Origin of the sequence: Aeromicrobium marinum DSM 15272 (assembly GCF_000160775.2) — a bacterium.
GTDB lineage: Bacteria > Actinomycetota > Actinomycetes > Propionibacteriales > Nocardioidaceae > Aeromicrobium > Aeromicrobium marinum.
Genome location: NZ_CM001024.1, coordinates 1,399,081 through 1,419,393, shown reverse-complemented (window position 1 = coordinate 1,419,393; position 20,313 = coordinate 1,399,081). Strand labels below are relative to the sequence as shown.

The 20,313-nt window shown below is 67.8% G+C and carries 20 protein-coding genes and 1 pseudogene; 11 read left to right on the top strand and 10 right to left on the bottom strand.

Annotation, left to right across the window (positions count from 1 at the left end; genetic code table 11):
- Positions 1 to 48: 48 nt before the first annotated feature.
- The gene (locus HMPREF0063_RS07260; protein WP_007078013.1) at positions 49 to 1,335 is read left to right on the top strand and encodes a DNA cytosine methyltransferase; all 1,287 of its coding nucleotides are present in this window, start codon (positions 49 to 51) and stop codon (positions 1,333 to 1,335) included.
- On the opposite strand, the gene vsr is transcribed toward HMPREF0063_RS07260, so the two are convergent.
- Genes vsr through HMPREF0063_RS16780 form a run of 6 tightly spaced genes read right to left on the bottom strand, consistent with a single transcriptional unit; the run spans position 1,332 to position 5,242 of the window.
- On the bottom strand, positions 1,332 to 1,706 hold the full coding sequence (vsr, locus tag HMPREF0063_RS07255; protein WP_040320166.1) for a DNA mismatch endonuclease Vsr: 375 nt from the start codon (positions 1,704 to 1,706) through the stop codon (positions 1,332 to 1,334). The genes HMPREF0063_RS07260 and vsr overlap by 4 nt on opposite strands.
- Positions 1,707 to 1,756: 50 nt before the next feature.
- Positions 1,757 to 3,088 (bottom strand): hypothetical protein, encoded by a 1,332-nt coding sequence (locus HMPREF0063_RS07250; RefSeq protein ID WP_156794061.1) that lies wholly within the window; start codon positions 3,086 to 3,088, stop codon positions 1,757 to 1,759.
- 28 nt (positions 3,089 to 3,116) lie between these two features.
- The gene (locus tag HMPREF0063_RS07245; RefSeq protein WP_007078010.1) at positions 3,117 to 3,884 is read right to left on the bottom strand and encodes a hypothetical protein; all 768 of its coding nucleotides are present in this window, start codon (positions 3,882 to 3,884) and stop codon (positions 3,117 to 3,119) included.
- A 7-nt stretch (positions 3,885 to 3,891) separates the two neighbouring features.
- A complete protein-coding gene (locus tag HMPREF0063_RS07240) occupies positions 3,892 to 4,347 on the bottom strand; it encodes a hypothetical protein (RefSeq protein WP_007078009.1) in 456 nt (151 codons plus the stop codon).
- Positions 4,344 to 4,985 (bottom strand): ADP-ribosylation factor-like protein, encoded by a 642-nt coding sequence (locus HMPREF0063_RS16785; protein ID WP_169309973.1) that lies wholly within the window; start codon positions 4,983 to 4,985, stop codon positions 4,344 to 4,346. The genes HMPREF0063_RS07240 and HMPREF0063_RS16785 overlap by 4 nt, the downstream gene beginning before the upstream one ends.
- A 20-nt stretch (positions 4,986 to 5,005) precedes the next feature.
- Positions 5,006 to 5,242 (bottom strand): hypothetical protein, encoded by a 237-nt coding sequence (locus HMPREF0063_RS16780; RefSeq protein ID WP_007078007.1) that lies wholly within the window; start codon positions 5,240 to 5,242, stop codon positions 5,006 to 5,008.
- A 104-nt stretch (positions 5,243 to 5,346) separates the two neighbouring features.
- On the opposite strand from HMPREF0063_RS16780, the gene HMPREF0063_RS07225 reads away from it, so the two are divergent.
- The 4 genes and pseudogenes from HMPREF0063_RS07225 to HMPREF0063_RS17320 all read left to right on the top strand — a co-directional run.
- Positions 5,347 to 6,888 (top strand): ATP-binding protein, encoded by a 1,542-nt coding sequence (locus HMPREF0063_RS07225; protein ID WP_007078006.1) that lies wholly within the window; start codon positions 5,347 to 5,349, stop codon positions 6,886 to 6,888.
- Positions 6,889 to 7,163: 275 nt separating this feature from the next.
- Entirely contained in the window at positions 7,164 to 9,110 is a 1,947-nt protein-coding gene (locus tag HMPREF0063_RS07220) for a Z1 domain-containing protein (protein ID WP_169309972.1), read from the top strand.
- On the top strand, positions 9,107 to 10,075 hold the full coding sequence (locus HMPREF0063_RS07215; RefSeq protein ID WP_007078004.1) for a PD-(D/E)XK motif protein: 969 nt from the start codon (positions 9,107 to 9,109) through the stop codon (positions 10,073 to 10,075). Before HMPREF0063_RS07220 ends, HMPREF0063_RS07215 begins: the two co-directional genes overlap by 4 nt.
- Before the next feature lie 39 nt (positions 10,076 to 10,114).
- Positions 10,115 to 11,371 (top strand): annotated as a pseudogene (locus tag HMPREF0063_RS17320) (NERD domain-containing protein); the annotation flags it as partial.
- Between the two features lie 11 nt (positions 11,372 to 11,382).
- On the opposite strand, the gene HMPREF0063_RS17315 reads toward HMPREF0063_RS17320, so the two are convergent.
- Genes HMPREF0063_RS17315 through HMPREF0063_RS07195 form a run of 4 tightly spaced genes read right to left on the bottom strand, consistent with a single transcriptional unit; the run spans position 11,383 to position 15,149 of the window.
- Entirely contained in the window at positions 11,383 to 12,150 is a 768-nt protein-coding gene (locus HMPREF0063_RS17315) for an AAA family ATPase (protein ID WP_425358306.1), read from the bottom strand.
- A complete protein-coding gene (locus HMPREF0063_RS07205; RefSeq protein ID WP_040320165.1) occupies positions 12,147 to 13,265 on the bottom strand; it encodes a metallophosphoesterase family protein in 1,119 nt (372 codons plus the stop codon). The genes HMPREF0063_RS17315 and HMPREF0063_RS07205 overlap by 4 nt, the downstream gene beginning before the upstream one ends.
- A 55-nt stretch (positions 13,266 to 13,320) precedes the next feature.
- Positions 13,321 to 13,845, bottom strand: a complete 525-nt coding sequence (locus HMPREF0063_RS07200; RefSeq protein WP_007078001.1) for a hypothetical protein — start codon at positions 13,843 to 13,845, stop codon at positions 13,321 to 13,323.
- Positions 13,842 to 15,149 (bottom strand): vWA domain-containing protein, encoded by a 1,308-nt coding sequence (locus tag HMPREF0063_RS07195; RefSeq protein WP_007078000.1) that lies wholly within the window; start codon positions 15,147 to 15,149, stop codon positions 13,842 to 13,844. Before HMPREF0063_RS07195 ends, HMPREF0063_RS07200 begins: the two co-directional genes overlap by 4 nt.
- Before the next feature lie 74 nt (positions 15,150 to 15,223).
- On the opposite strand from HMPREF0063_RS07195, the gene HMPREF0063_RS07190 reads away from it, so the two are divergent.
- From HMPREF0063_RS07190 to HMPREF0063_RS16945, 6 genes are all read left to right on the top strand, one after another.
- A complete protein-coding gene (locus HMPREF0063_RS07190; RefSeq protein ID WP_156794058.1) occupies positions 15,224 to 15,712 on the top strand; it encodes a helix-turn-helix domain-containing protein in 489 nt (162 codons plus the stop codon).
- Between the two features lie 92 nt (positions 15,713 to 15,804).
- Entirely contained in the window at positions 15,805 to 16,983 is a 1,179-nt protein-coding gene (locus HMPREF0063_RS07185) for a T3SS (YopN, CesT) and YbjN peptide-binding chaperone 1 (RefSeq protein WP_007077998.1), read from the top strand.
- Positions 16,984 to 17,057: 74 nt separating this feature from the next.
- Positions 17,058 to 18,713, top strand: coding sequence for an NERD domain-containing protein (locus tag HMPREF0063_RS07180; RefSeq protein WP_211208760.1), 1,656 nt, complete (start codon positions 17,058 to 17,060; stop codon positions 18,711 to 18,713).
- A gap of 41 nt (positions 18,714 to 18,754) precedes the next feature.
- Entirely contained in the window at positions 18,755 to 19,186 is a 432-nt protein-coding gene (locus HMPREF0063_RS07175; protein ID WP_007077996.1) for a MarR family winged helix-turn-helix transcriptional regulator, read from the top strand.
- Positions 19,187 to 19,231: 45 nt separating this feature from the next.
- Positions 19,232 to 19,654: an organic hydroperoxide resistance protein gene (locus HMPREF0063_RS07170; protein WP_007077995.1), complete on the top strand. Its 423-nt coding sequence runs from the start codon at positions 19,232 to 19,234 to the stop codon at positions 19,652 to 19,654.
- A 73-nt stretch (positions 19,655 to 19,727) separates the two neighbouring features.
- Positions 19,728 to 20,300 carry a hypothetical protein gene (locus tag HMPREF0063_RS16945; RefSeq protein WP_211208849.1) on the top strand — a complete coding sequence of 191 codons (573 nt, stop codon included), beginning with the start codon at positions 19,728 to 19,730 and terminating at the stop codon, positions 20,298 to 20,300.
- Positions 20,301 to 20,313: the final 13 nt, after the last annotated feature.

The window sequence follows — 20,313 nt, the reverse complement described above, 5'->3', positions numbered from 1 at the left end:
ACGCGTTCAATCCCGTCCGATGTCCGACCGCGCGAATAGGCTTCGAACATGAGCTCGAGCACTCCGAGATTCACCTTCATCGACTTGTTCGCCGGGATCGGCGGGTTCCACGCCGCCCTCTCCGAGCTGGGCGGAGAGTGCGTCTACGCGTCTGAGATCGATGAGGCAGCCGCGAAGATCTATCAGCACAACTGGAACATGCCGGTGGCTGGCGACATCGTGCCGGAGACCGATCCGGTCGTGAAGGTTCCGCCGCACGACGTCCTGGCTGCGGGGTTCCCGTGTCAGCCGTTCTCCAAGTCTGGCTTCCAGCGAGGCATGGACGAGGCGCGCGGCACTCTCTTCTGGAACATCCTGCGGATCCTGGAGGAGCACCGTCCGTCGATCGTGCTGCTCGAGAACGTCCGCAATATTGCTGGGCCCCGCCACACCCACGAGTGGGACGTCATCATCAGCTCGCTGAGGGATCTCGGCTACCAAGTCAGTTCGACCCCGGCCGTCTTCTCCCCGCATCTGCTCCCGCCGTGGATGGGTGGCAGTCCGCAGATCCGTGAACGCGTCTTCATCGTCGGCACCTACGTCGGCGATGATCGTGCTCAGGACGAGATCGAGCCAGTGGTGGTGAACCGACCGATCGAGGGCTGGAACCCGCAGGACTGGAAGCTGTCGGACATCCTCCAGGACGAGAGCGAGATCGCCGATCGCGCCAACTACGACCTGACGGCCACCGAGCAGCACTGGGTCCACGTCTGGTCCGAGTTCGTACTGCGGCTTCGTGCTGCCGGCGTGGAGAAGCTCCCGGGGTTCCCGGTGTGGGTAGATGCCTTCATCCATTCCGACGATCTGGTGATCTCACCGGAACTTCCTGCATGGAAGAAGAACTTCCTCCGCAAGAACGCCGAGTTCTACACGGAGCACTCAGCCATCCTCGACCCCTGGTTGGAAGAGTTTGACGACCTGGCAGACCTTCCTGCGTCGCGCCGGAAGTTCGAGTGGCAGGCGCAGGATTCTGCTTCCCTAGAGGACTGCATCATGCACTTCCGCCCGTCCGGCATCCGCGTCAAGCGGCCGACCTACGTACCTGCCCTGGTCGCCATCACCCAGACGACGATCCTCGGCAAGCCTCTTCGCCGCATCACTCCTCGCGAGGCGGCCCGTCTGCAAGGGCTGCCGGACTGGTTCGATTTCCCTGGTCAGCCGGATGCACTCACCTACAAGCAACTTGGCAACGGCGTCAACGTTGGCGTCGTGTCCCACGTCGCGCGTGCTCAGATGGAGCGCTCGGGCGATCAATGGGCCAGTGTGCTCGAGGCTGCTTCGAAAAACACCGACTAGTCAGGCCGCCGGACGAGTAGTTCGATCCGGTCCGCAGCCTCCGCCGGGTCCTCGTGCTCCCAGACCCGGATCACAGTCCACCCGTGTCGTGTGAGTAGCTCGTTGGTGTTGGCGTCGCGGTCGCGATTCCGCTGGACCTTCCACTCCCACCATTCGCGATTGGTGATGGGCTGGGTGTGGTGTTCCGGACAGCCGTGCCAGAAACAGCCGTCCACGAACACAGCCACTCTGGCTCTGGTGAATGCGACGTCGATGCGACGGCGCCGGTTGCCGGGCACATGTTTCTGCACCCGGTAGCGAAGTTCGCGACGGTGCAGCTCTCGACGTAGCGCGAGTTCGGGCGCCGTGTCTGCCCGCGCGAGCTTCGACATCCGTCGGGAGAACTTTCCACCCGGGGAGACCCGACCGGGTTCCTCACCGCTCATCTGACCGGCAGTGGCAGGTGTGCGACGTGGAACCGGGTGCCCTCGGCCTTTGCCGTCTGGAGCACGTACTTGGGCCTGCGCGGCGATCCGTCTGTCTGGCGCCCCTGCGACATGACGGTCACCAGCCCTTCCTCCTTCGCGAGCTCGAACGATCGGCCGTCCTCGAAGAAGAAGGCGTCCAACCGGGCGGGGACGAAGGCGACCTTTGAGCGTCGTTCGTACGCCGCAGGACGTGATCGCGGCTTCGGAGGTCTACCGTTGGCAACCCGAAATTCTCGCTGCCACTCTCGGAACTCACCGTCATCCAGGACGGTGGTCCCTTCGAGCACGAGCAGACCGAACCCTCTGGTCTTCAGACAGGTGTCGATCGCCTCACAGGCGTTGAGGATGGCCGCTGGTGAGTCGTCGCCGTGGCACTTCAGGTCCCAGATCTCACCGAGGCTGTAGTCGAAGACCGTGTTTTCCACGGTGGTGGGGCCGCCGCCAAAGCCATTGACAAGGGCAGGGAGAGCGATGTGCTCGAAGTAGAAGCCTCGCCACTCGTCCTGGGCCCAGTGCCTCGATTCCGCCGCATGCATCTCCTCGACGCTCCTGCGTCCGTCCATTCGCACAGGTACGGCGTCAGCCACCACAGCAAGAAGTGCCTGCGCCTCCTTGGCGGGGGAGGAGAACATCCCACCGACGACGGGAGAATCAGCCTTGAGCCTGCGTTCGGCTCCGATCAGGACACGGTTGAGACCCTCGAGCGTGATGGTGCTGCCGGTCGACCAGCACGAGTCGTCCCATGACCCTCCGAGGTGATTGACGAGAGCCTCCGCCAGACGGGGCTTGTCGAGGGTGACGTCAACGGGCGCACCCAGGCCGTCGGCCAGGTCGGTGAGGACGGACTTCCTCTCCTTGCTGCCCGGACCGAGGGTCTGCGGGGGACCGTCGGTCAGCGAGCTGATGCGGGTGACAGCCTCGAGCTTGCTCCGGGCAGGGACCGGATGCCGTGAGGAGCTCCCTTGCGAGAGCGTCTCGCGCCGCTTCACCTCTCGGTGCGTGCCGCTGAGCAGCCTGTTCAGCCCGACCAGCGTGATGGTGTGGCCGGCAGACCAGCAGTCAGGTGTCCATGCCATGCCGAGAAGGGTCGAGATCTGTCGCGCGAGCTCGGGCTTGTCTGCGTCGGTGTCGACCGTCAGACCCAGCGCTGCGGCCAGGTTGACCAGCAAGGTCTTCCGTTCCTTGCTGCCCGGACCCAGGCCCTCTGGAGGCGCACCGACCAACGCGCTGAGACGAGTCACCGCCTCCAACTTGCTGTCAGCCGGGACGAAGTCGTTGACACTCACGATCCGGAGCACATCACACCGTGGCTACTCAAGAAACGTCAGCGCCGAACTCGATCTCGTATGTGAAGGTGACGCTAGTCCGGCGCACCTCGGAGGAGCGGAACTTTCCGCCTGCTTTGGCCAGAAGGTGTCGTGCCTCGATCACGGCATCGATGGTGCGGCTGGCCTCCTGCGTCATGTTCACCTTGACGGTCCTTTTCCTGAGCGTGTTCGTGGGGTGCGCGCGCGCGACTACCAGCTGATGCAGGGCGATGTCGTCGTCGAGTCCCGCACGTTCCAGGAGATCCCGGGCCGTCTCAATGTCTGGTGCCGCGCTACCCGTGAGCTCATCGATGATGCTGGCGGACGCCACGAACGATTCGAGCCGCTTCCGGTTCCCCTCGCCCTTCAAACTGCCCCGCGGGACGACGAGACCAGCTTCGACCCGCATCTCGAGGTTGTGCTTCTCGTCGCGGGCCGAGATCACCGAGACCTTGGAGGCACCGAGAACTTGGCAGAGCTGGACGATGAGGTGCGACTTCCTGATGCCGATCTGGTCCTCGGCGTCGTCGATCCTGAAGTAGGAAAGCGGATTGAATGGGTTCTGGACGAGGACAGCCCCGGCCTCCAGCAACCCTCGTCGTTGCAGGTCAAGGACGAGCTGCCCGGCACTACGTTCGGGCTGGCTCGAGACGAAAGCGACATCGCCGTTCCTGGTGACCTCGGAGGTTTCCTCAAAGTCGACCTGTTCGTAGTCCTGAGGACTACGAACAATGATGATGCGCCGTTCCTCAGGACGGTCCGGAAGTGTGGTCAAGGTTCTCTCATCTCCGTAGCTGGAACTTGAGCCAGTCGACAATCCGCTGAACTACTCCGCCCCGCGACGGCGTCACCTGCCTGGTGATGGAGTTGTACCGCGGGACGGGGGCCGTGAGCAGTCCCTCGACATCGGCGGCGGCGACCCGCACGTGGGAGGCGTCGCAGATCACCTCGAGAGCCGTCGTGAGCACAGAGATGGGGACATCTGTCCGAGCAACCAGGGCGATCCGAAGGTCAGTGGGTCGGGCGGAGGGGACGGTCTCCACCACAGGCACCTCAGCGACGCGGAAGTCTGCGCGGTGCGTGCTGGTGGAGGAGGCCTCGAACAGGAAGTCCTCTGCCACCCGGCGTGCACCGCGTTCACTTGCAGAGACCAGCCGCCCGTCGAGGACCACGATGGTGTCGGCGCGGGGGTCAGCAGGCTGCAACGACAAGATGTACGCCGGCTTCTGGGCGCTCATTTGAGAGCTGTACGGATGGTGATGATCGCTCTCGACTGGTCGGCGTGCTTCAACAAGTTTGCTGCTACGAGGTCCTTTGCTCCGACCAGCTTGAAGAGCGTCTTCACCCGCACGTGGTTGAGCAGGTGCTCGTATGTCTCAGAGGTCTGCGGCTCGGCCATGTCCGCGTGGCTCACGACCAGGACAGTGCGCCGCTTGAAGTCCAATCCGCCGTAGAAGTTTGCTGCGGATCTGGCCGTCTCGTACCCGTCGTCGGTGAGCACGGCCTCGGCCGAAATGGCGAACACGACGAGGTTGGCGGCCTTGGCAGCCGACTTCCACTGCTTCCTGGAACTAGGGTCCCCTGACACGTCGTGGATGGTGAGAGCCACTTCGTGCTTGCCCAGTCGAGTCGTTGAGTGCTCCGTCTCGAGAAAGTTTGTGGGGCGGACGACATCGGGGACCCGGCCGTTGACGAGCAGCTGCACCAGCGACGACTTGCCTGACCCACGCGGACCGAGAATGGCCACGGTCTTCTGCTGAGCGGGCTTCTTCTTGCCGCTGTTCTTGCTCGCGTTCCTCTTCTTGTTCTTCTCGTTCTCGTCGTACAGCAACTTTGCGACGGCCACACCGATGGTGACCACGGGCGGGGCAAGCAAGATCAAAGGGAACGGCATACCTACTTCACCCCAGGGAAGGTCTGTCGAATGATGTCGACCAGCTGCTGGGCATGTGCCTGGTCGAGCTGGACCGACTGACTCACCTTGCCGGAGATGGCACGGCCGTCCGAGCCGTAGGTGTCCAGCTGCAGGATCCGCTCGCCGTCGGCCTGGAAGCTGCGCCACCCGCAGTCCGTCTCCTGGTGAAGAGAAATCCGGTCGGCCGACACGTGTTGCATGCTCCGCAGCCTCGCCATGATGTGATCCTAACCACTGGTCGTCGTGCATCCTGAGCGTTTGCCACGACGTGGAAGGCTCCTCGGAATATGCTACATGCATAGAACTGCTCAGAACGGAGAACATGTCGGACGACAGCATCAGCATCAGGCCGGGCGTGGGGATGCTCAACCTCTTCCCGCACATGAAATATCAGCCCTGGTACGCGCTGGGAGAGCTGGTCGACAACGCCATCCAGAGCTACGTTGCCAACCGCGACGCTTTGCGCGACGTCGAGGGCCCCGAATACCAGCTGAGGATCGACATCGAGATCGACAGGGCCGACGGTGGTTCGATCAGCGTCCGCGACAACGCAGCGGGCATCTCCGGCGTGGACTGGCCTCGAGCATTTCGGGTGGCAGACCCGCCTGCCGACCAGAGCGGCCTGTCGCAGTTCGGGGTCGGCATGAAGGCAGCGTGCTGCTGGTTCGCCCGACGGTGGTCGGTGCGGTCAACCAACCTGGGGGAGCGGACCACCCGCAAGGTGGATTTCGACGTACCTGCGATCGTCGAGTCGCGCAACGAGAGCCTCGACGTCGAGGAGACGGCGGAGGCCGCGGAGGTGCATTTCACCGAGGTCCGGATGGAAGGCCTCTACCGAGTTCCGCAGACGAAGACCTTGGGCAAGATCAAGGAGTACCTGGGCGGCATCTACCGTCAGTTCATCCGCAATGGCGACGTGCTCATCACGTTCAACGGTGAGCCGCTGGTGTTCGCTGAACCTCCGATTCTCGAGGCGCCCGACTGGCGGACACCTGATGGGGACGATCATGTCTGGCGCAAGGAGGTCGACCTGCGGCTCGCGTCAGGCCGACGTGTCCAGGGTTTCGTCGGGATCCGCGAAAAGGGCGCCACCGCCACCGCTGGCATCGCCCTGTTCTACCGAAACAAGGTCGTCACCGGAGCCGGCGAGGAGACCTACCGGCCGGAAGTCATCTTTGGCCGGTCCAACAGCTTCCGGTCGCAGCGAGTCTTCGGCGAGATGCACATGGACGACTTCAACGTGACCTACACCAAGGACGCCCTCGTCTGGTACGAGGAGGAGGACGAGTTCCTCGCCGAGCTCAAGGCCGAGCTTGACCGGGAACCTCAGCCGATCTTGAGACAGGCCGAGAACTACCGGTCGCGCAAGCCTGTCATCGTCCCGACCGATGAGGCACAGCGCATTCTCGACACGATCGTCAAGACCTTCGAGCAGGCTCCGGACATCAACTATTCACCGCATCCGGTCGTAGAGTTTCCCCCCAGCGCGGAATCGGACGGAATCCCCGAGCCGCTCTCGTCGACCGAGGTCATGCAGGTCGACCGCGAGCTCACCATCGACGTGGTGGGCAAGCGGTGGAAGGTGACCTTCCAGCTTGTCGCCGACGAGGCCAACCACGACTGGCTCTCGGTGTCAGAGCTGGGCGGTGTAGAACCAGCCGTGACGATCAAGGTGAACCAGGCGCACCCCTTTATGCGGGCCTACTGCGAGCTGCCGGGAGATCAGCTCGAGCCGGTCTGGCGGGTGGCCATCGCGATGGGTCTTGGCCAGGCCATCGCTCGAAGCAGTGGAGCCAGCATGCCGGGACTGGTGACGAAGAACGCGAACGTAGTCCTCCGCAACTACCTCTCGACGAAGGCGTGACCGACATGACCGATGACCAACAACACGTCGAAGTTGTCCCCGCCGCTGCGGCCGACCCACTGGCCTCGTGGGCGCCGACGATCGGACCCGAGACGACCTCACTGGTCCAGACCGCGCTGTCGGACGACGCCACACGCGCCCAGGTCCTGACCCAGACGCGGTCGATCCTCGCGAGGTGCGTGGATCCCGCCTCGGGGCAAGCGCAACCGAGGACTGGCCTGGTCGTCGGATATGTGCAGAGCGGCAAGACGCTGTCCTTCACGACTCTGACTGCCATGGCGCGGGACAACGGGTTCCCGCTCGTGATTCTGCTCGCCGGCACGAAGATCAGCCTGCACAGCCAGACGGCGGACCGACTGGTGAAGGACCTGCGAGTTGAGCGCGACGGCGGTCTGAGCCCGTGGTTCCTTCTGAGGAACCCTGACGCGACCTCGCTTCGCGCGAACGAGATCGCCACGCACGTCAAGGCCATGACCAATCCCAAGACACCCGAGATGTTCCGGCGCACCACGGTGGTCACGGTCATGAAGAACACCACCCGCCTGACGAACGTCCGCGACCTGCTGGCTCTGCTCGGCAACTACGGGGTGCCGATCGAATCACTGCCGGTGCTGGTCATCGACGATGAAGCCGACCAGGCCGGAATGAATGCCGGCCGCGTCGTCGACGGGGTCAAGGAAGAGACAGCGACCTACGCATCGATCCTTGGTCTGCGGGACGCGGCACCGAACAGCTCGTACGTGATGTACACGGCCACTCCCCAGGCTCCGTTGCTCATCAGCCTGGCGGATGCCTTGTCCCCGGATCATGTCAACGTGCTCTCCCCGGGTCTGGGCTACACGGGCGGCAAGTACTTCTTTGACGACCACCGTGGGTCCTTCGTGCGCACCATGAACGACGCAGAGGTAGCAGACGCGTTGGACTCGGCCGCCGCGGAGCCGCCGGAGCCGCTCAAGAGCGCCTTCGCCACCTTCTTCCTCGCCAAGGCGATGCTGCCCCACGAGCAGATGGTCTCGATGCTCGTGCACCCGTCGCACGGCGTCGAGATGCACACCATCTACGGACAGTTCGTCGAGACGCTGCGGTCCAGCTGGGCCGACCTGCTCGCGAGCCGGAGCATCGACCGCGACGAGCTGGTCGACGCCTACTTCCGTCCCGCGTACGACGACCTTGTGTCCACTGCCCAGCGCGAGGTCCCGCCGCTCGACGAGCTGCTGGAGTCGATCCACTGGTGGATGGGAGCCACCCAGGTTCGGGTGATCAACTCTGATCCGACGAACGCCGACGACCTCAACTGGGCGACGGCGCCGGCATGGATCGTGATCGGTGGTAACAAGCTCGACCGCGGATTCACGATCGAGGGGCTGGCCGTCACCTTCATGCCGAGAGGTGTTGGTGTGGGCAACGCCGACACCATCCAGCAGCGAGCGCGCTTCTTCGGCTACAAGGCGAGCTACGGCGACCTGTGTCGGGCGTGGCTGCCCGTGAGCCTGGCCGACTCCTACGAGCACTACGTCGAGCACGAGGAGCACCTGCGAGCCGAGCTCAAGAAGGCCGAGCTGGCCGGGATGAGCCTGAAGGACTGGACCCGCCAGATGCTGTTGGATCCGACGTTCAAAGCCACCCGCAAGGCCGTCATCGAGCTCCCGTACCTGCACAGCCGCTTCCGCGGCGGGACGTGGAACGCGGTCGACCGGATCGGGGACCTCGGAGCCATGGCTGGTGTCAACCGCGATCGGCTCCACCGTTTCAACGCGCAGCACGGCGGGGACGTGGTCGACGATCCACGGGACCAGCGGACCACCGAGTACCGGAACCAGGTGTACGAGACCTCCCTGGCGGCGGTCGTCGACGAGCTGCTGATCGACTGGCAGGGCACAGTCGAGGACCAGGTCCTGGTCCAGCAGCTGTGCCTGGTGCTGAAGGCGCGGCTGGATGACCGGCCGAACCTGGGGGCTCAGATCTACCTGATGGACGGTCTGCGCGAACGTTCGCGGTCACTGGCGAGTGACGGCGCCGCGGTGTCGAACCTCCAGCAGGGCAAGGCGCCCAACGGCCCCTACCAGGGCGACCGGGAGTTCTTCTCCGACGAGCTCTTCAGCCTGCAGGTGCACAACGTGACAGGCAAGAGCGGTCCGGCGTGGAACGCCATTGGCCTGAACTTCCGACTGCCGCACGATCTTGCTGGCGGCGCGCTGATTCAGCTCGACGGGGATCTATGACGACGGGGCAGGAGCTGGTCGCCGCGCTCCAGTCGATCAGGTCCAGCGCGGAGCAGGGCTTCGACGTGGTCGACGTTCCCAGCGCGCCCGGGTTCAAGATCGGTCGCGACGTGGACAACGCCGTGGTGCTCCTGACCCCAGCGGACACCAACCCCGAACCGCCGACGCAGCTGTGGCGGTTGTCGCTCGACCCCAGCATCACGCTGGCGGTGCGGTTCGCCGATGGAACCGTCGAGCAGGGGAGCTTCGGCTTGATGCGGCTGCGGCTCGGGGAGGCAGAGTACCTGGAGCCGTTCCTCCACGTCGTCGCCAACCTGGTCGAGGTCATCGGGCCCGACCCTGCACCGGGCGAGGTGAGCATCGCCATGCGTCGCCTCGTCCACCTCTTCGATGCCAGCCCCAACCCGCGCGGCAGCGTGCTCGGCCTGTGGGGTGAGCTGTTCGTCCTGTGCGCGAGCCGCGACCTGCCGGCGACCATCGATGCCTGGCACGCCAGCATCGACGACGCATTCGACTTCGCGGCCAACGGCAGCAGGCTCGAGGTCAAGACGACCACCAAGTCCGAGCGGCGACACATCTTCTCGCTCCACCAGCTGCTGCCAGTTGTCGGAGCCACGGTTACGATCGCGTCGATCATGACCACGGAGACCGCCGCGGGCACGTCCGTCGACGACCTCATCAAGCGCGTCAAGAGCCTGCTCGCAGCAGATCCAGTCCGCCAGATGCGGGTCCACGAGGTGGTCGCCGAGACTCTCGGGGCCGAGTGGGCCCGCCACGTGTCACACCGGTTCGACGAGGAGCAGGCCGCCGAGAGCCTGGCCTTCTTCTCCGCGAGCGACGTCCCGCGCGTGGGCGAGGTGCCACCCCAGGTCACCGGAGTCAGCTTCACCGCAGACTGCAGCGGTGTCAAGGTCGAAACGAGCCCGCACGGCCTCGCTGCGTTGATATCGTCACAGGACGCCTGACGGCGACAGGATCGATGACTTCACACGGGCGGGGGAACGGTGCGGGCTGACTCAGGTCGTTGGACCGAGGTCACCCCGTCGCGGTTCGTCCACGAGCGCGAAGGCCTGGAGTTCGTCCGAGACAACCTCCCGTCGTCGGAGCCCTACCACGCGTGGTCCAACTTCGAGTTCATCGACAAGGACGGCCGGCAGTACGAGGTCGACCTGCTGGTCCTGGGGCCCGCCGGCCTGCACCTCGTGGAACTCAAGGCATGGGCCGGGCGGATCACCGGCAACGACTACGACTGGCTTGAGCACAACCCCGGGCTTGCCCACCCAAAGCGACGCGGCAACCCCTTGGGCCTCACCAGCACGAAGGCCAAGGCGCTGAAGGAGTGGCTCGAACGGGCCGCGAAGAGGCTCGGGCACAACGTCGAGATCCCCTTCGTGCACGAGTCACTGTTCCTCCACGGCGCGGCGGTTGACGCGCGTGGCCTCCCGGAGAACGTTCGCCAGCTGGTGTTCGGGCGCGACGACGCCACGAACAACGGCATGCGGCGGATCGTCGTCGACCGCCTTGGCATGCCGCCGCGGCGTGGCGGCCCGCTCGGGTCGCCGCAGCGCAAGTCGCTCGAACGGCTGCTGACCGAGATCGGCCTCCGCCGACGCTCCCGCGAGATCAAGGTCGGCCAGTGGGTGCTGGACGACGAGCAGCTCGGTTCGGGCTGGGGCTGGGTGGACCACCGGGCTCATCACGCCACGTTCGGCGACCAACGTGCACGAGTTCGCCGGTGGTTCGTGCCCGAGGGCTCCGGCGCCGGCGAGGTGGCACTGGTCCAGCAGGCGGCACGCCGTGAGTACGAGCAGCTGTACGGACTGAGCCACCCGGGCCTCGTGGCACCGACGGAGTACCACGAGATGGAGGGCGCGGCGGCAGGCCTGGTGTTTAAGGACGTCGAGGGCGCAGTCCCGCTCAGCACCTGGGTGGACGGCGACGGTGCCGCCGCGACCATCGAGGTCCGGCTGCATGTTGTCCGCGAGCTCGCCGAGGTCATCCGGTACGCCCATGGCCACGGACTGGCCCACCGCGGTCTGGACCCGTCGTCGGTCTCCGTCTGCCCGCAGGCGTCAGGCATGCCCCGGGTTCTGGTGCGCGACTGGCAGAGCGCGGGGTCTGCCGATGCGGCGTCGAGCACCACCACCCATCACGCTCGTGATCTCGCAGACCACGCTGCGGAGTCTGACCGTGTGTATGCCGCGCCCGAGGTGCTGCGCGGGATGACGGTCGACCGCCGACTCGCCGACGTGTTCTCCGTCGGCGCGCTGTCCTACCTCGTCATCACTGGGAAGGCTCCCGCCGCTGACGAAGCGAGCCTGCGGGCCAGGCTCGAGTCAGACGAGGGCCTGATGCTGTCCGCCGACGTCGACTCACCACTCGAAGCGCTGGAGGACGCCGTGTGGAGCGCGACCTGCCCGCGGGTCCACGAACGCTGCGCCGGCATCGACCAGTACCTCACCGAGCTGGACCAGGTCCTCAACGACATCACCAGCCCGCCGGAGGACAGCGGACTCGTCGACCCAGTGGAGGCGGTCCCCGGCGATCTGGTGGCGGACGACATGATTGTCGTCCGCCGGCTGGGTGAGGGCTCGACCTCGATCGCCCTGCTGGTCGAGCGGGAGGACGGACAGCAGGCGGTGCTGAAGGCCGCCCGCGACGACAACAAGGCTGAGCGACTCAAGGAAGAGGCCGCTACGCTCGAGCGGGTGCCGCCGTCCAACCTGGTGGCCCGCCTGATGGAACCTGTGCTCGATATTGGCGGACGCACGTCCCTGCTGATCGAGCTGGCAGGAGAGCAGTCGCTGTCGGCCGAGATCTCCCGGCACGGGCCGGCGTCGACGTGGGTGGGCTTGACCGCCTTCACCTGCCGGTGGCCCGAGCTGGACTTGAACTCGCGGATCAGCCCCAGCGCCTCAGGGATCGAGCTCTTGCCCACCTCGTTGGGGCCGCACACCAGGGTGACGCCGGTGTCGGCGAACTCGACCGTCGACTCGGTGATGCCGCGGTAGTTCGTGAGGGTCACACGGTGCAGCCTCATGCGGCACCTCCGCTGAGCCGGTAGAGCAGGCCGAGCGCGTCGCGGGCGGCCTGACCGCCCGCGCCCTCGGTGCGACCGGCCTCGGCCAGCTCGTCGACGGCGTCCTTGGCCCAGCCGGTGAGCCCGAGGTCGCCGACCTCGCCGTCGGCCGGCAGCACGGCCACGTCGGTGTGGCGGTCCCAGTGCTCGATGCTGCCGAACAGATTGCCGTGGTGCTCCAGCCGCAGGTCGAGCCGGGCCTTGTCCTGCAGGCTCAGCGTGCCGGTCAACCGCAGCTTGACGGCCCGGCGCTCCGGATGGGGGAGCGCCGTGAGCCGGGCGTCGAGGTCGTCGACGTCGGCGCGGGAGCTCAGCTCGGCCTCGACGACGTCGAACGCCCACTGCCCCACGTCGTGAGTGGTGACGACCGGGTCGCCGTCGCCGAGCTCGACGACCAGCACGTGGCCGGGGTCCTGCTCGCGATGGCGGGTGACCTCGGGGGTGCCGGGGTACCAGGTGTGGGCCGCGACCTGGCGGCGCGAGTGGTGGTCGCCCAGCACGCAGAAGTCGATGCGGCCAGCGGCCGCAGCAGCCTCGACGTCGGCGACCTTCACCGACTTCAGATCGCCGGAGTCGGCCGTCCAGTCGGCGCCGTGGCCGACGACGATCCGCACGCGGGTCGCGTCGGGATCGACGCCGGCGATGGCGTCGTTCACCAGATCCGACAGCGGGGCCTTGCTGAACCACGGCGCCGCGACGACGTCGACGCCGTCGGCGACCTCGAGCAGCCCGGGTTCGGTGAAGACGTGCACGTTGCCGGGGCGCTGGCGCTCGAACTCCTCGGACAGGTAGATCGACCCGGCATCGAGGGGGTCGTGGTTGCCGGGCAGCAGCCACACCGGCACGGGCATCTCGCCCATGGCGGTCAGCGCACGCGCGACCACCGTGCGGTCGAGCTGGTTGGACTCGAACACGTCGCCGGCCACGACCACGAACTGCGCACCCTCGGCCGCAGCGATCTCGCCGATGCGTCGGATTGCGTCGATGCGGGCCTGGCGGTAGCGGTCGCGCGCCTCGGCGGGCAGGAAGTGGGCCGTCATGCCGAGCTGCCAGTCGGCGGTGGCGAGGAACTTCACCCCGGTCATGCTAGGCGCCGATCCCGGTGCGGTCCGGGAGACGAGGCCGGGCCGCTCACGTCGTCTCCAGCTCACGGGTCAGCAGCGACATCTCGACCAAGGACAGGGTCGTGGACGCGGACTGCCACTGGGGGCTGAAGTCCAACGCATCAACGTCGCAGTCGTCGTCGGAGAAGACGCAGTCGTTCCACTGGGTCCCCACCGCCGCGTACTCGACCATGGCCGCGTCGAGATGGTCGACGACGTCCGTCCCGCACTGGGCGTCGACCGACGGCATCTGGCGTGCCGCGATCGAGGCCGCCCGCACCAGCGTGCCGTACTCGTTCAGGTTGACGCCGACGCTCACCGCACCGTCAACGGCCTGGACCGCCTGCAGGTAGGGCTGGGTGCCGGCCGCACAGGCCTCGTACGCCGCCCGTTCCGCGACCTCCTTGGCGATGCGGTCGGCCTTGCGCTCGGCGCGGCGTTCGTCGCGCTCCGCCTGCTCGCGGCGGTCCTCGACGACCAGCCAGCCGGCGGTGGCGCCGCCGCCCACCAGGACGACGGCTGCGGCCAGGGCCGCGACATGCTTGCGCTTCATGAAGTTCCTCGATCTCGGGACGGGGGAGTGGGACGGTTGCGGTCACGGTTGCGCGACATGCGGGCGCTGCCCATGACCTCGAGCTTGGCGATGCGGCTCTGGTCCTCCCAGGCCCCGTCGCGGGCCTGCTGCCACAGCCGCTGGGCGGAGCGGTCGACGTCGAGCAGCTCGTCCCACCGATTGCGGGGGATGAGCTCCTGCCAGCGGCTGAGGAACCGGGAGATGTTGGCCACGATCCGGCCGACCTCGTCGGTGTCACCGGCCTGCATCGCGGCCACGGCGGCCCGCTTGCGACGCAGCGCCCGCTGGAGCACCACCTCGGCCGTCACGTCGCGGTCGACCTGCGGGTGGGGATCGCCGGGGCGGGCCACCCGCGCCCACACCGAGGTGCTGGCGGAGTGCTCGGTCAGGTCGTCGGCGAACACCCAGTCCAGGTGCACCTTGGCGACCTTGCGACGCCCGGGTCGGCTCACAGTGTGCGGGCTGACTTGCAGCACCAGCGAGCGCGAGTCGCCCGGGCGCAGGCCACCGATCGTCACCTGACTGCCGTCGCCGGCGGCGTGTACGGCGACGTCGTTGACGACCTGCAGTCCGGCCATCGAGCTGCCCGGCACGATCGTCAGGCGGCACTGGAGAAAGCGCTGGGCCGCGAGGTCGCCGCACTCGGCCGTGATGGCGCCGACGGCGGTGTCGGCCTCCTCGGCGAAGTGCTGCTCCCCGGTGCCGCCCCGGGACACGGCACCGAGGAGAGTCTCGTCGTAGCCCAGCCCCATGCCGAGGGTCGACGTGGTGACCCCTCGATCGAGGTGGCGGGCGGTGAACGTCTGCAGGGCGTCGGGATCGACGACCCCCTGGTTGGCGTGGCCGTCACTGATGAGCAGCACCCGGGCGTCCCCGTCGAGCAGGGTCGCCTGCCGGAGTCCCTCGATCAGGCCGCCGGCGAGGTCGGTGCTGCCGCCGGGGCGGACCGCGTCGACGGCGCGCAGCACCGCGGCGGGGTCGGTGACCGGTCCGGCGTTCACGGCCACCTCGACGTGCTGATCGAAGGTGACGAGCCCGAAGCTGTCGCTCGGCGACAGCGCCTCCACCACCTGGCGCAGGGCGCGCTTGGCGTGGTCCAGGCGGGCGCCCGACATCGAGCCGCTGCGGTCCAGGACGACGACCAGGCGGGTCGGCAGAGCGTCCTCACGCGTCGGCAGGGCGGGGGCCTCCACGTCGACCAGCACGTAGGCGTCGTCGTGGCTGCCGAGGTTCTCGGCCATCCACCCGTACTGGTCCTGGTTCAAGCGCGTCGTGATCCTCATGACGACCCCTTTCCGGTAGGCTATGCCGTGAGCATAATGCTCGGCACGGACAGAATGATGCAAGGAGCATAATTGTGTCAAGTGAGAGATCCTTCGGACGCGTCGTCGTGGAGTACCGCAAGCGCCGGGGCATGACCCGGTCACAGCTGGCCGAGCGCTCCGAGCTGTCGTACCCGTACGTGTCGCAGATCGAGACCGGGCTGCGCAAGCCGTCGCGCAAGGCGGCCGCCAAGATCGCCGAGGCCCTGGGCATGAGCCCGATGGAGCTGGAGGCTGCCATTCCGCGGGACGAGGACGACCCGGAGGAGGTGCTGCAGGCACAGCGATTTTCGGACAACCTGATCGACGGAGTCCGGATGGGCGGCGTGGCCTCGAGCCTGTCCGCCGAGGTGTCCGGAGCGCCGCCCCGACGCAGTCGGCTGTCCACGCGCGAGGACCTCATCTGTCAGCTGGTCGACCTGGTGGAGGAGTTCGACGCCGACCACCGGCTCGACGTCCTCGCCGAGGTCCAGAAGCGCGCGATGGAGCGCATCATGTCCGAACGGCAACAGCGCCGGCCCTGACCGACATCCGCCCAGAAGTTATGCATCAGGCATTGATTTGTCGGCGATGCCCTCTAGGCTGAGCGCATCAGCGGACGAGCCGGAGGTGCGACATGGACGAGTCGGAGCAGGTGGAGGAGAGGTCCTCCCGCGGATCGGGCGTCGACGACGCGGTGGAGACCGCGTGGCGCGCGTTCCGCCGGGCGCTGGCCGACGGTCTCGCTGCGGGACGGGACAGTGACGTGGAGCTGCGGCCCGAGGCCGAGGTCGACTGCACGGTCCTGCAGATCACCCGTGGTGACGACGGGCTCGAGCTGTGGTGGCGCGGCGACGACGACGTCGAGGAGCCGTACGACCTCGACGGCCGGGCCGACCTGGTGCTGCTCGACCTGGGTTTCGAGTGGCTGTCCGACACGTCCGTGCTGATCGTGCCCGAGCGTGAGGTCGACCGGCTGGCACACGCCGCGAGCGTGGTGCTGCGCGACCTGTGGCAGGTCGTCCACCCCGCGTTCGTGCAGGTCACCGGCCTCGACCTCGGTCTCGGCGGGATGCCGGAACCGGACGCCGAGGAGCCGGCGCTCCCGGCCATCGTGCGTCCCAGCACGATGGCCGACCTCACGTACTGGGTCGACCTCGCGCTGGGGGAGGAGTTCGGCCATCCGCCCCACAAGAACCGCGACGGCCACATCCCGGTCCGGGGCGAGGACGGCGCAGCCGTCTGGATCACGGTGCGCAGCCGCCGCTCGGTCGAGGTGTGGACGATCCTCGCCACCGAGGTCGGCTTCGGCAAGGCGCACCGCGCCGTCGACCGGCTCTCGCGCCGGCACCCCCAGGTCCGGTTCTTCCTCGACGCCGACACCCTGATCGCGTCCGCGTCGGTGTCGGCCCAGCCGTTCGTGCCCGAGCAGCTGGTGGGGGCGATGAACGGCATGCTGCGGATCAGCCGGGGGCACGCAGGCCTGCGGCACGAGCTGCTGCGCAAGCGGCGGCGTCGCGAGGCCGCAGAGCACCCGGACACCGATCTGATGCTTCTCTTCTCCAGCATCTGGACCAACGACGTCGATGCGGACCGCCTGGCCCTGCGCCTCTCGGGCAGCGACATCCCTCGGTTGCGCCGATGGGCGACACTCGCCGACGCGATGGCGCTCACTGCTGCCGATGCCCAGCGACCGAGCCGTGCGGAGTCGGTCATCGACGCGCGCGAGAGGTCGGCGCGCAAGTGGCGCCGGGTCGCGCGGGTCTGCCGCAGGGTCGCCAACCAGGAGCTCGCTCGCCGGCGGCCGGCGTCGTGACCGGCGGACACGCGACGGTCGGCCCGCGGTGTTGCGGCGCCGATCCGTCCACCCGCGGTGCGAGGATCTGAGCCATGAGTGGACCGATGTTGTGGCCCCAGGACCCGAACTTCGTGAACGCCACGGAACGGCGCGTCTGGACCGCACTGCGCGACCAGCTCGGGCCGCGCGACCTGCTCATCGCCAACCAGGCCTTCACCACCCGCGCCCGGGACCACGAGCTGGACATCGCGGTGGTGCTCGACGGCTCCGGGGTGGTCGTGGTCGAGGTCAAGGGAGGCTCGGTCTGGTGCGAGGACGGGCACTGGTGGCAGGCGCACCGCGGGGGCGACCACCGGATCGACCCGGTCGGCCAGGCCAAGACGGTCAAGCACGTCCTGCGCGACTGGGTCGAGGAGTCGTCGGCGTGGATGGGCCGCCGGCGCATCCGGTGGGCTCACGCGGTCGCCTTCCCGCACTCCGAGTTCGACCGCAGATTCGGCACCCCCGACTGCAGCCGCGACATGGTGATCGACCGCGACGACCTGGGCGAGATCGCCACCCGGCTCCGCAACCTGCTGGCCGTGCAGGACTCCGGCTACCGCGTGCCGGACCCCTCGGACGCCCTGGCGATCCACGACGCCCTGGCCGGCCGCTTCACGCCGAAGCGGCTCACCAGCGCCACGATCGAGGAGGCCGTCGCGCACCGCGACGAGCTGGTCGAGCGGCTCAGCGCCGAGCAGGCCAACATCCTCGACGCCACGCAGGCCCTCACCCGGGTCGAGGTGCGTGGGGGAGCCGGCAGTGGCAAGACCTGGCTGGCGGTCGAGCAGGCCCGTCGGCTGGCGGCCTCCGGTCTGCGGGTCGCCCTCCTGTCGTACACGCGCGGACTCAGTGAGTGGATGCGCCGCCGGGTGTCGACCTTCGTCCCGACGGACCGCCCCGCCTACGTCGGCACCTTCCACGACATCGGGGCGATGTGGGGCCACCAGGTCGACCGCGACAACAACGACCAGCACTTCTGGGAGGTCGAGCTCCCGGCGACCCTGCTCGACCTCGCCGGCCGGCAGCCGGTCGCGGAGCTGTTCGACGCGATCGTGATCGACGAGGCGCAGGACTTCGCCGACGACTGGTGGCCGGTGGTGCTGGAGGCGCTCAAGTACGAGGACGACCGGCTCTACGTCTACTCCGACGAGGGCCAGCGGATCTTCCAGCGGTTCGGCAAGCTGCCGGGCGGGCTCGTGCCGCTCGTGCTCGACCGCAACCTGCGCAACACCAAGGAGATCGGCGAGGCCTTCGAGCCCATGGTGCCCAACCGCATGCGGCTGGGCACCGAGTCCGGGCCGGCGGTGCGGTTCGTGCCGTGCGCCCGCGAGGACGCGTCGTCCATCGCCGACGACGAGGTCGAACGGCTGCTCGACGAGGGGTGGCAGCCCTCCGACCTCGCGCTGCTCACCACGCAGTCGCGCCACCAGGAGCAGCTCAACCGCCTCGAGCAGGGGCAGGACGCCTACTGGGCGTCGTTCTGGGACACCGACCAGGTCTTCTACGGCACCGTCCTGGGGTTCAAGGGGCTGGAGCGGCCGGCGGTCGTCGTCGCCGTCAACGACACCGCCGACCTGGCCCGCGCGAAGGAGCGGCTGTACGTCGGGCTCTCGCGCGCCCGTGACCACCTCGTGGTGTGCGGCGATCCGGAGATGATCGAGCGCTTCGGCGGTCCCGAGGTGCTGCGGCGGCTGCAGGGGGAGTAGTCGGGGTTGTGCACAACCAAGTTGTGTGCAACGGTTGTGACATGACCACGGTACGACTCGACGACCAGCTGTGCTTCGCGCTGCACGCGGCCTCGCGGGCGCTGACCGGCGCCTACCGCGAGCCGCTCACCCGGCTCGGTCTGACGTACCCGCAGTACCTCGTGCTGATGGCGCTGTGGGAGTCCGACGGGCCGTCCGTCACGGAGCTCGGGCTGCGGCTCAAGCTCGACAGCGGCACCCTGTCGCCGCTGCTGAAGCGGATGCAGGTGCAGGGGCTGGTCGAGCGGCGCCCGTCGGCCGCCGACGAACGCCGCGTCCACGTGCACCTCACGGCTGCCGGCCGCGAGCTCGGCGACCACGCCGAGAGCGTGCAGCAGTGCCTGGTCGAGACGATCGACCTCGACGACTCCGAGTTCGCCACCCTGCTGACCCTCGCGCGCCGCGTCGCGTCGCTCGACCACACCAGCGCCTGACCCACCCCTTTCCTGCACGATCCATCCACCACCAGGAGGAACACCATGGATGCCCTGTACACCGCCGAAGCCCTCGCCACCGGAGGCGGCCGCGACGGCCACGTCCGCACCAACGACGGCCAGCTCGACCTCGACCTCGCCGTCCCGAAGGACATGGGCGGCGCCGGGGGAGCGGCCAACCCCGAGCTGCTCTTCGCGGCCGGCTACGCCGCGTGCTTCCACGGCGCGCTGCAGGCCGTCGCCCGCTCCGAGAAGGCCACCCTGGGTGACTCCTCGGTCGGCGCGAAGGTCAGCATCGGCTCCGACGGCAAGGGCGGCTTCGAGCTGGCCGTGACCCTCGAGGTCGTCATCCCGGACCTGCCGCACGACGAGGCGCAGGCGCTGGCCGACAAGGCCCACCAGGTGTGCCCGTACTCGAACGCGACCCGCGGCAACATCGAGGTGAACGTGGTCGTCTCCGACGACTGAACCTCGCTCCACCTGACGACACCACACCTGCACCGGCAGGTGTGGTGTCGTCGTCGGTGGGTACCGTGCGGACATGCGCATCCTTCGCCACCCCGTCAAGAAGCTCACCCTCGCCGCGGCCTTCGCCGGCGGCTACGTGCTCGGTGCCAAGGCCGGGCGTGAACGGTACGAGGAGATCGTGCGGCTCGCGCAGCAGGCCAAGGCCGACCCGCGCGTGCAGCAGGCCGCCGACCGCGCCGAGGACCTCGCTCGTGAGGCCGCCGCCAAGGTCTCGGACGACCCCCGCGTCGAGGACGTCGTCGACACGGTGAAGGGCGCCGCCGAGGACGCCGCGGAGAAGGCCACCGACACGGTCGAGCAGGCCAAGCGCACCGCCGCCGCCCGTGTCGAGGACGCCAAGTCCAAGGCCACCCAGACGGTCGAGGAAGCGACCGATCAGGCGTCGAAGAAGGCCGACGAGGCGAAGGCGAAGGCGGCCGCCCCGAAGAAGGCCCGGGCGCGCCCCGCCCCGAAGGCCGAGGTCAACCCGTTGCTGGCCGACGAGCACGTCGAGACCGCCGAGGAGGTCGTCTTCAGCTCCGGCCCCGACGTGGAGGAGTCGATCGACGAACGGATCGACCCCGAGACCGGCGACGCCAAGGGCTGAGCCCCCGCGGGGT

Excerpts from the sequence above, each read along its gene's own strand:
- HMPREF0063_RS07260 (WP_007078013.1), top strand. The coding sequence starts at position 49 with ATGAGCTCGAGCACTCCGAGATTCACCTTCATCGACTTGTTCGCCGGG.
- vsr (WP_040320166.1), bottom strand. The coding sequence starts at position 1,706 with ATGTCGAAGCTCGCGCGGGCAGACACGGCGCCCGAACTCGCGCTACGT.
- HMPREF0063_RS07240 (WP_007078009.1), bottom strand. The coding sequence starts at position 4,347 with ATGAGCGCCCAGAAGCCGGCGTACATCTTGTCGTTGCAGCCTGCTGAC.
- HMPREF0063_RS16780 (WP_007078007.1), bottom strand. The coding sequence starts at position 5,242 with ATGGCGAGGCTGCGGAGCATGCAACACGTGTCGGCCGACCGGATTTCT.
- HMPREF0063_RS07225 (WP_007078006.1), top strand. The coding sequence starts at position 5,347 with ATGTCGGACGACAGCATCAGCATCAGGCCGGGCGTGGGGATGCTCAAC.
- HMPREF0063_RS07220 (WP_169309972.1), top strand. The coding sequence starts at position 7,164 with ATGGCGCGGGACAACGGGTTCCCGCTCGTGATTCTGCTCGCCGGCACG.
- HMPREF0063_RS07215 (WP_007078004.1), top strand. The coding sequence starts at position 9,107 with ATGACGACGGGGCAGGAGCTGGTCGCCGCGCTCCAGTCGATCAGGTCC.
- HMPREF0063_RS17315 (WP_425358306.1), bottom strand. The coding sequence starts at position 12,150 with ATGAGGCTGCACCGTGTGACCCTCACGAACTACCGCGGCATCACCGAG.
- HMPREF0063_RS07200 (WP_007078001.1), bottom strand. The coding sequence starts at position 13,845 with ATGAAGCGCAAGCATGTCGCGGCCCTGGCCGCAGCCGTCGTCCTGGTG.
- HMPREF0063_RS07195 (WP_007078000.1), bottom strand. The coding sequence starts at position 15,149 with ATGAGGATCACGACGCGCTTGAACCAGGACCAGTACGGGTGGATGGCC.
- HMPREF0063_RS07185 (WP_007077998.1), top strand. The coding sequence starts at position 15,805 with ATGGACGAGTCGGAGCAGGTGGAGGAGAGGTCCTCCCGCGGATCGGGC.
- HMPREF0063_RS07180 (WP_211208760.1), top strand. The coding sequence starts at position 17,058 with ATGAGTGGACCGATGTTGTGGCCCCAGGACCCGAACTTCGTGAACGCC.
- HMPREF0063_RS07175 (WP_007077996.1), top strand. The coding sequence starts at position 18,755 with ATGACCACGGTACGACTCGACGACCAGCTGTGCTTCGCGCTGCACGCG.
- HMPREF0063_RS07170 (WP_007077995.1), top strand. The coding sequence starts at position 19,232 with ATGGATGCCCTGTACACCGCCGAAGCCCTCGCCACCGGAGGCGGCCGC.
- HMPREF0063_RS16945 (WP_211208849.1), top strand. The coding sequence starts at position 19,728 with ATGCGCATCCTTCGCCACCCCGTCAAGAAGCTCACCCTCGCCGCGGCC.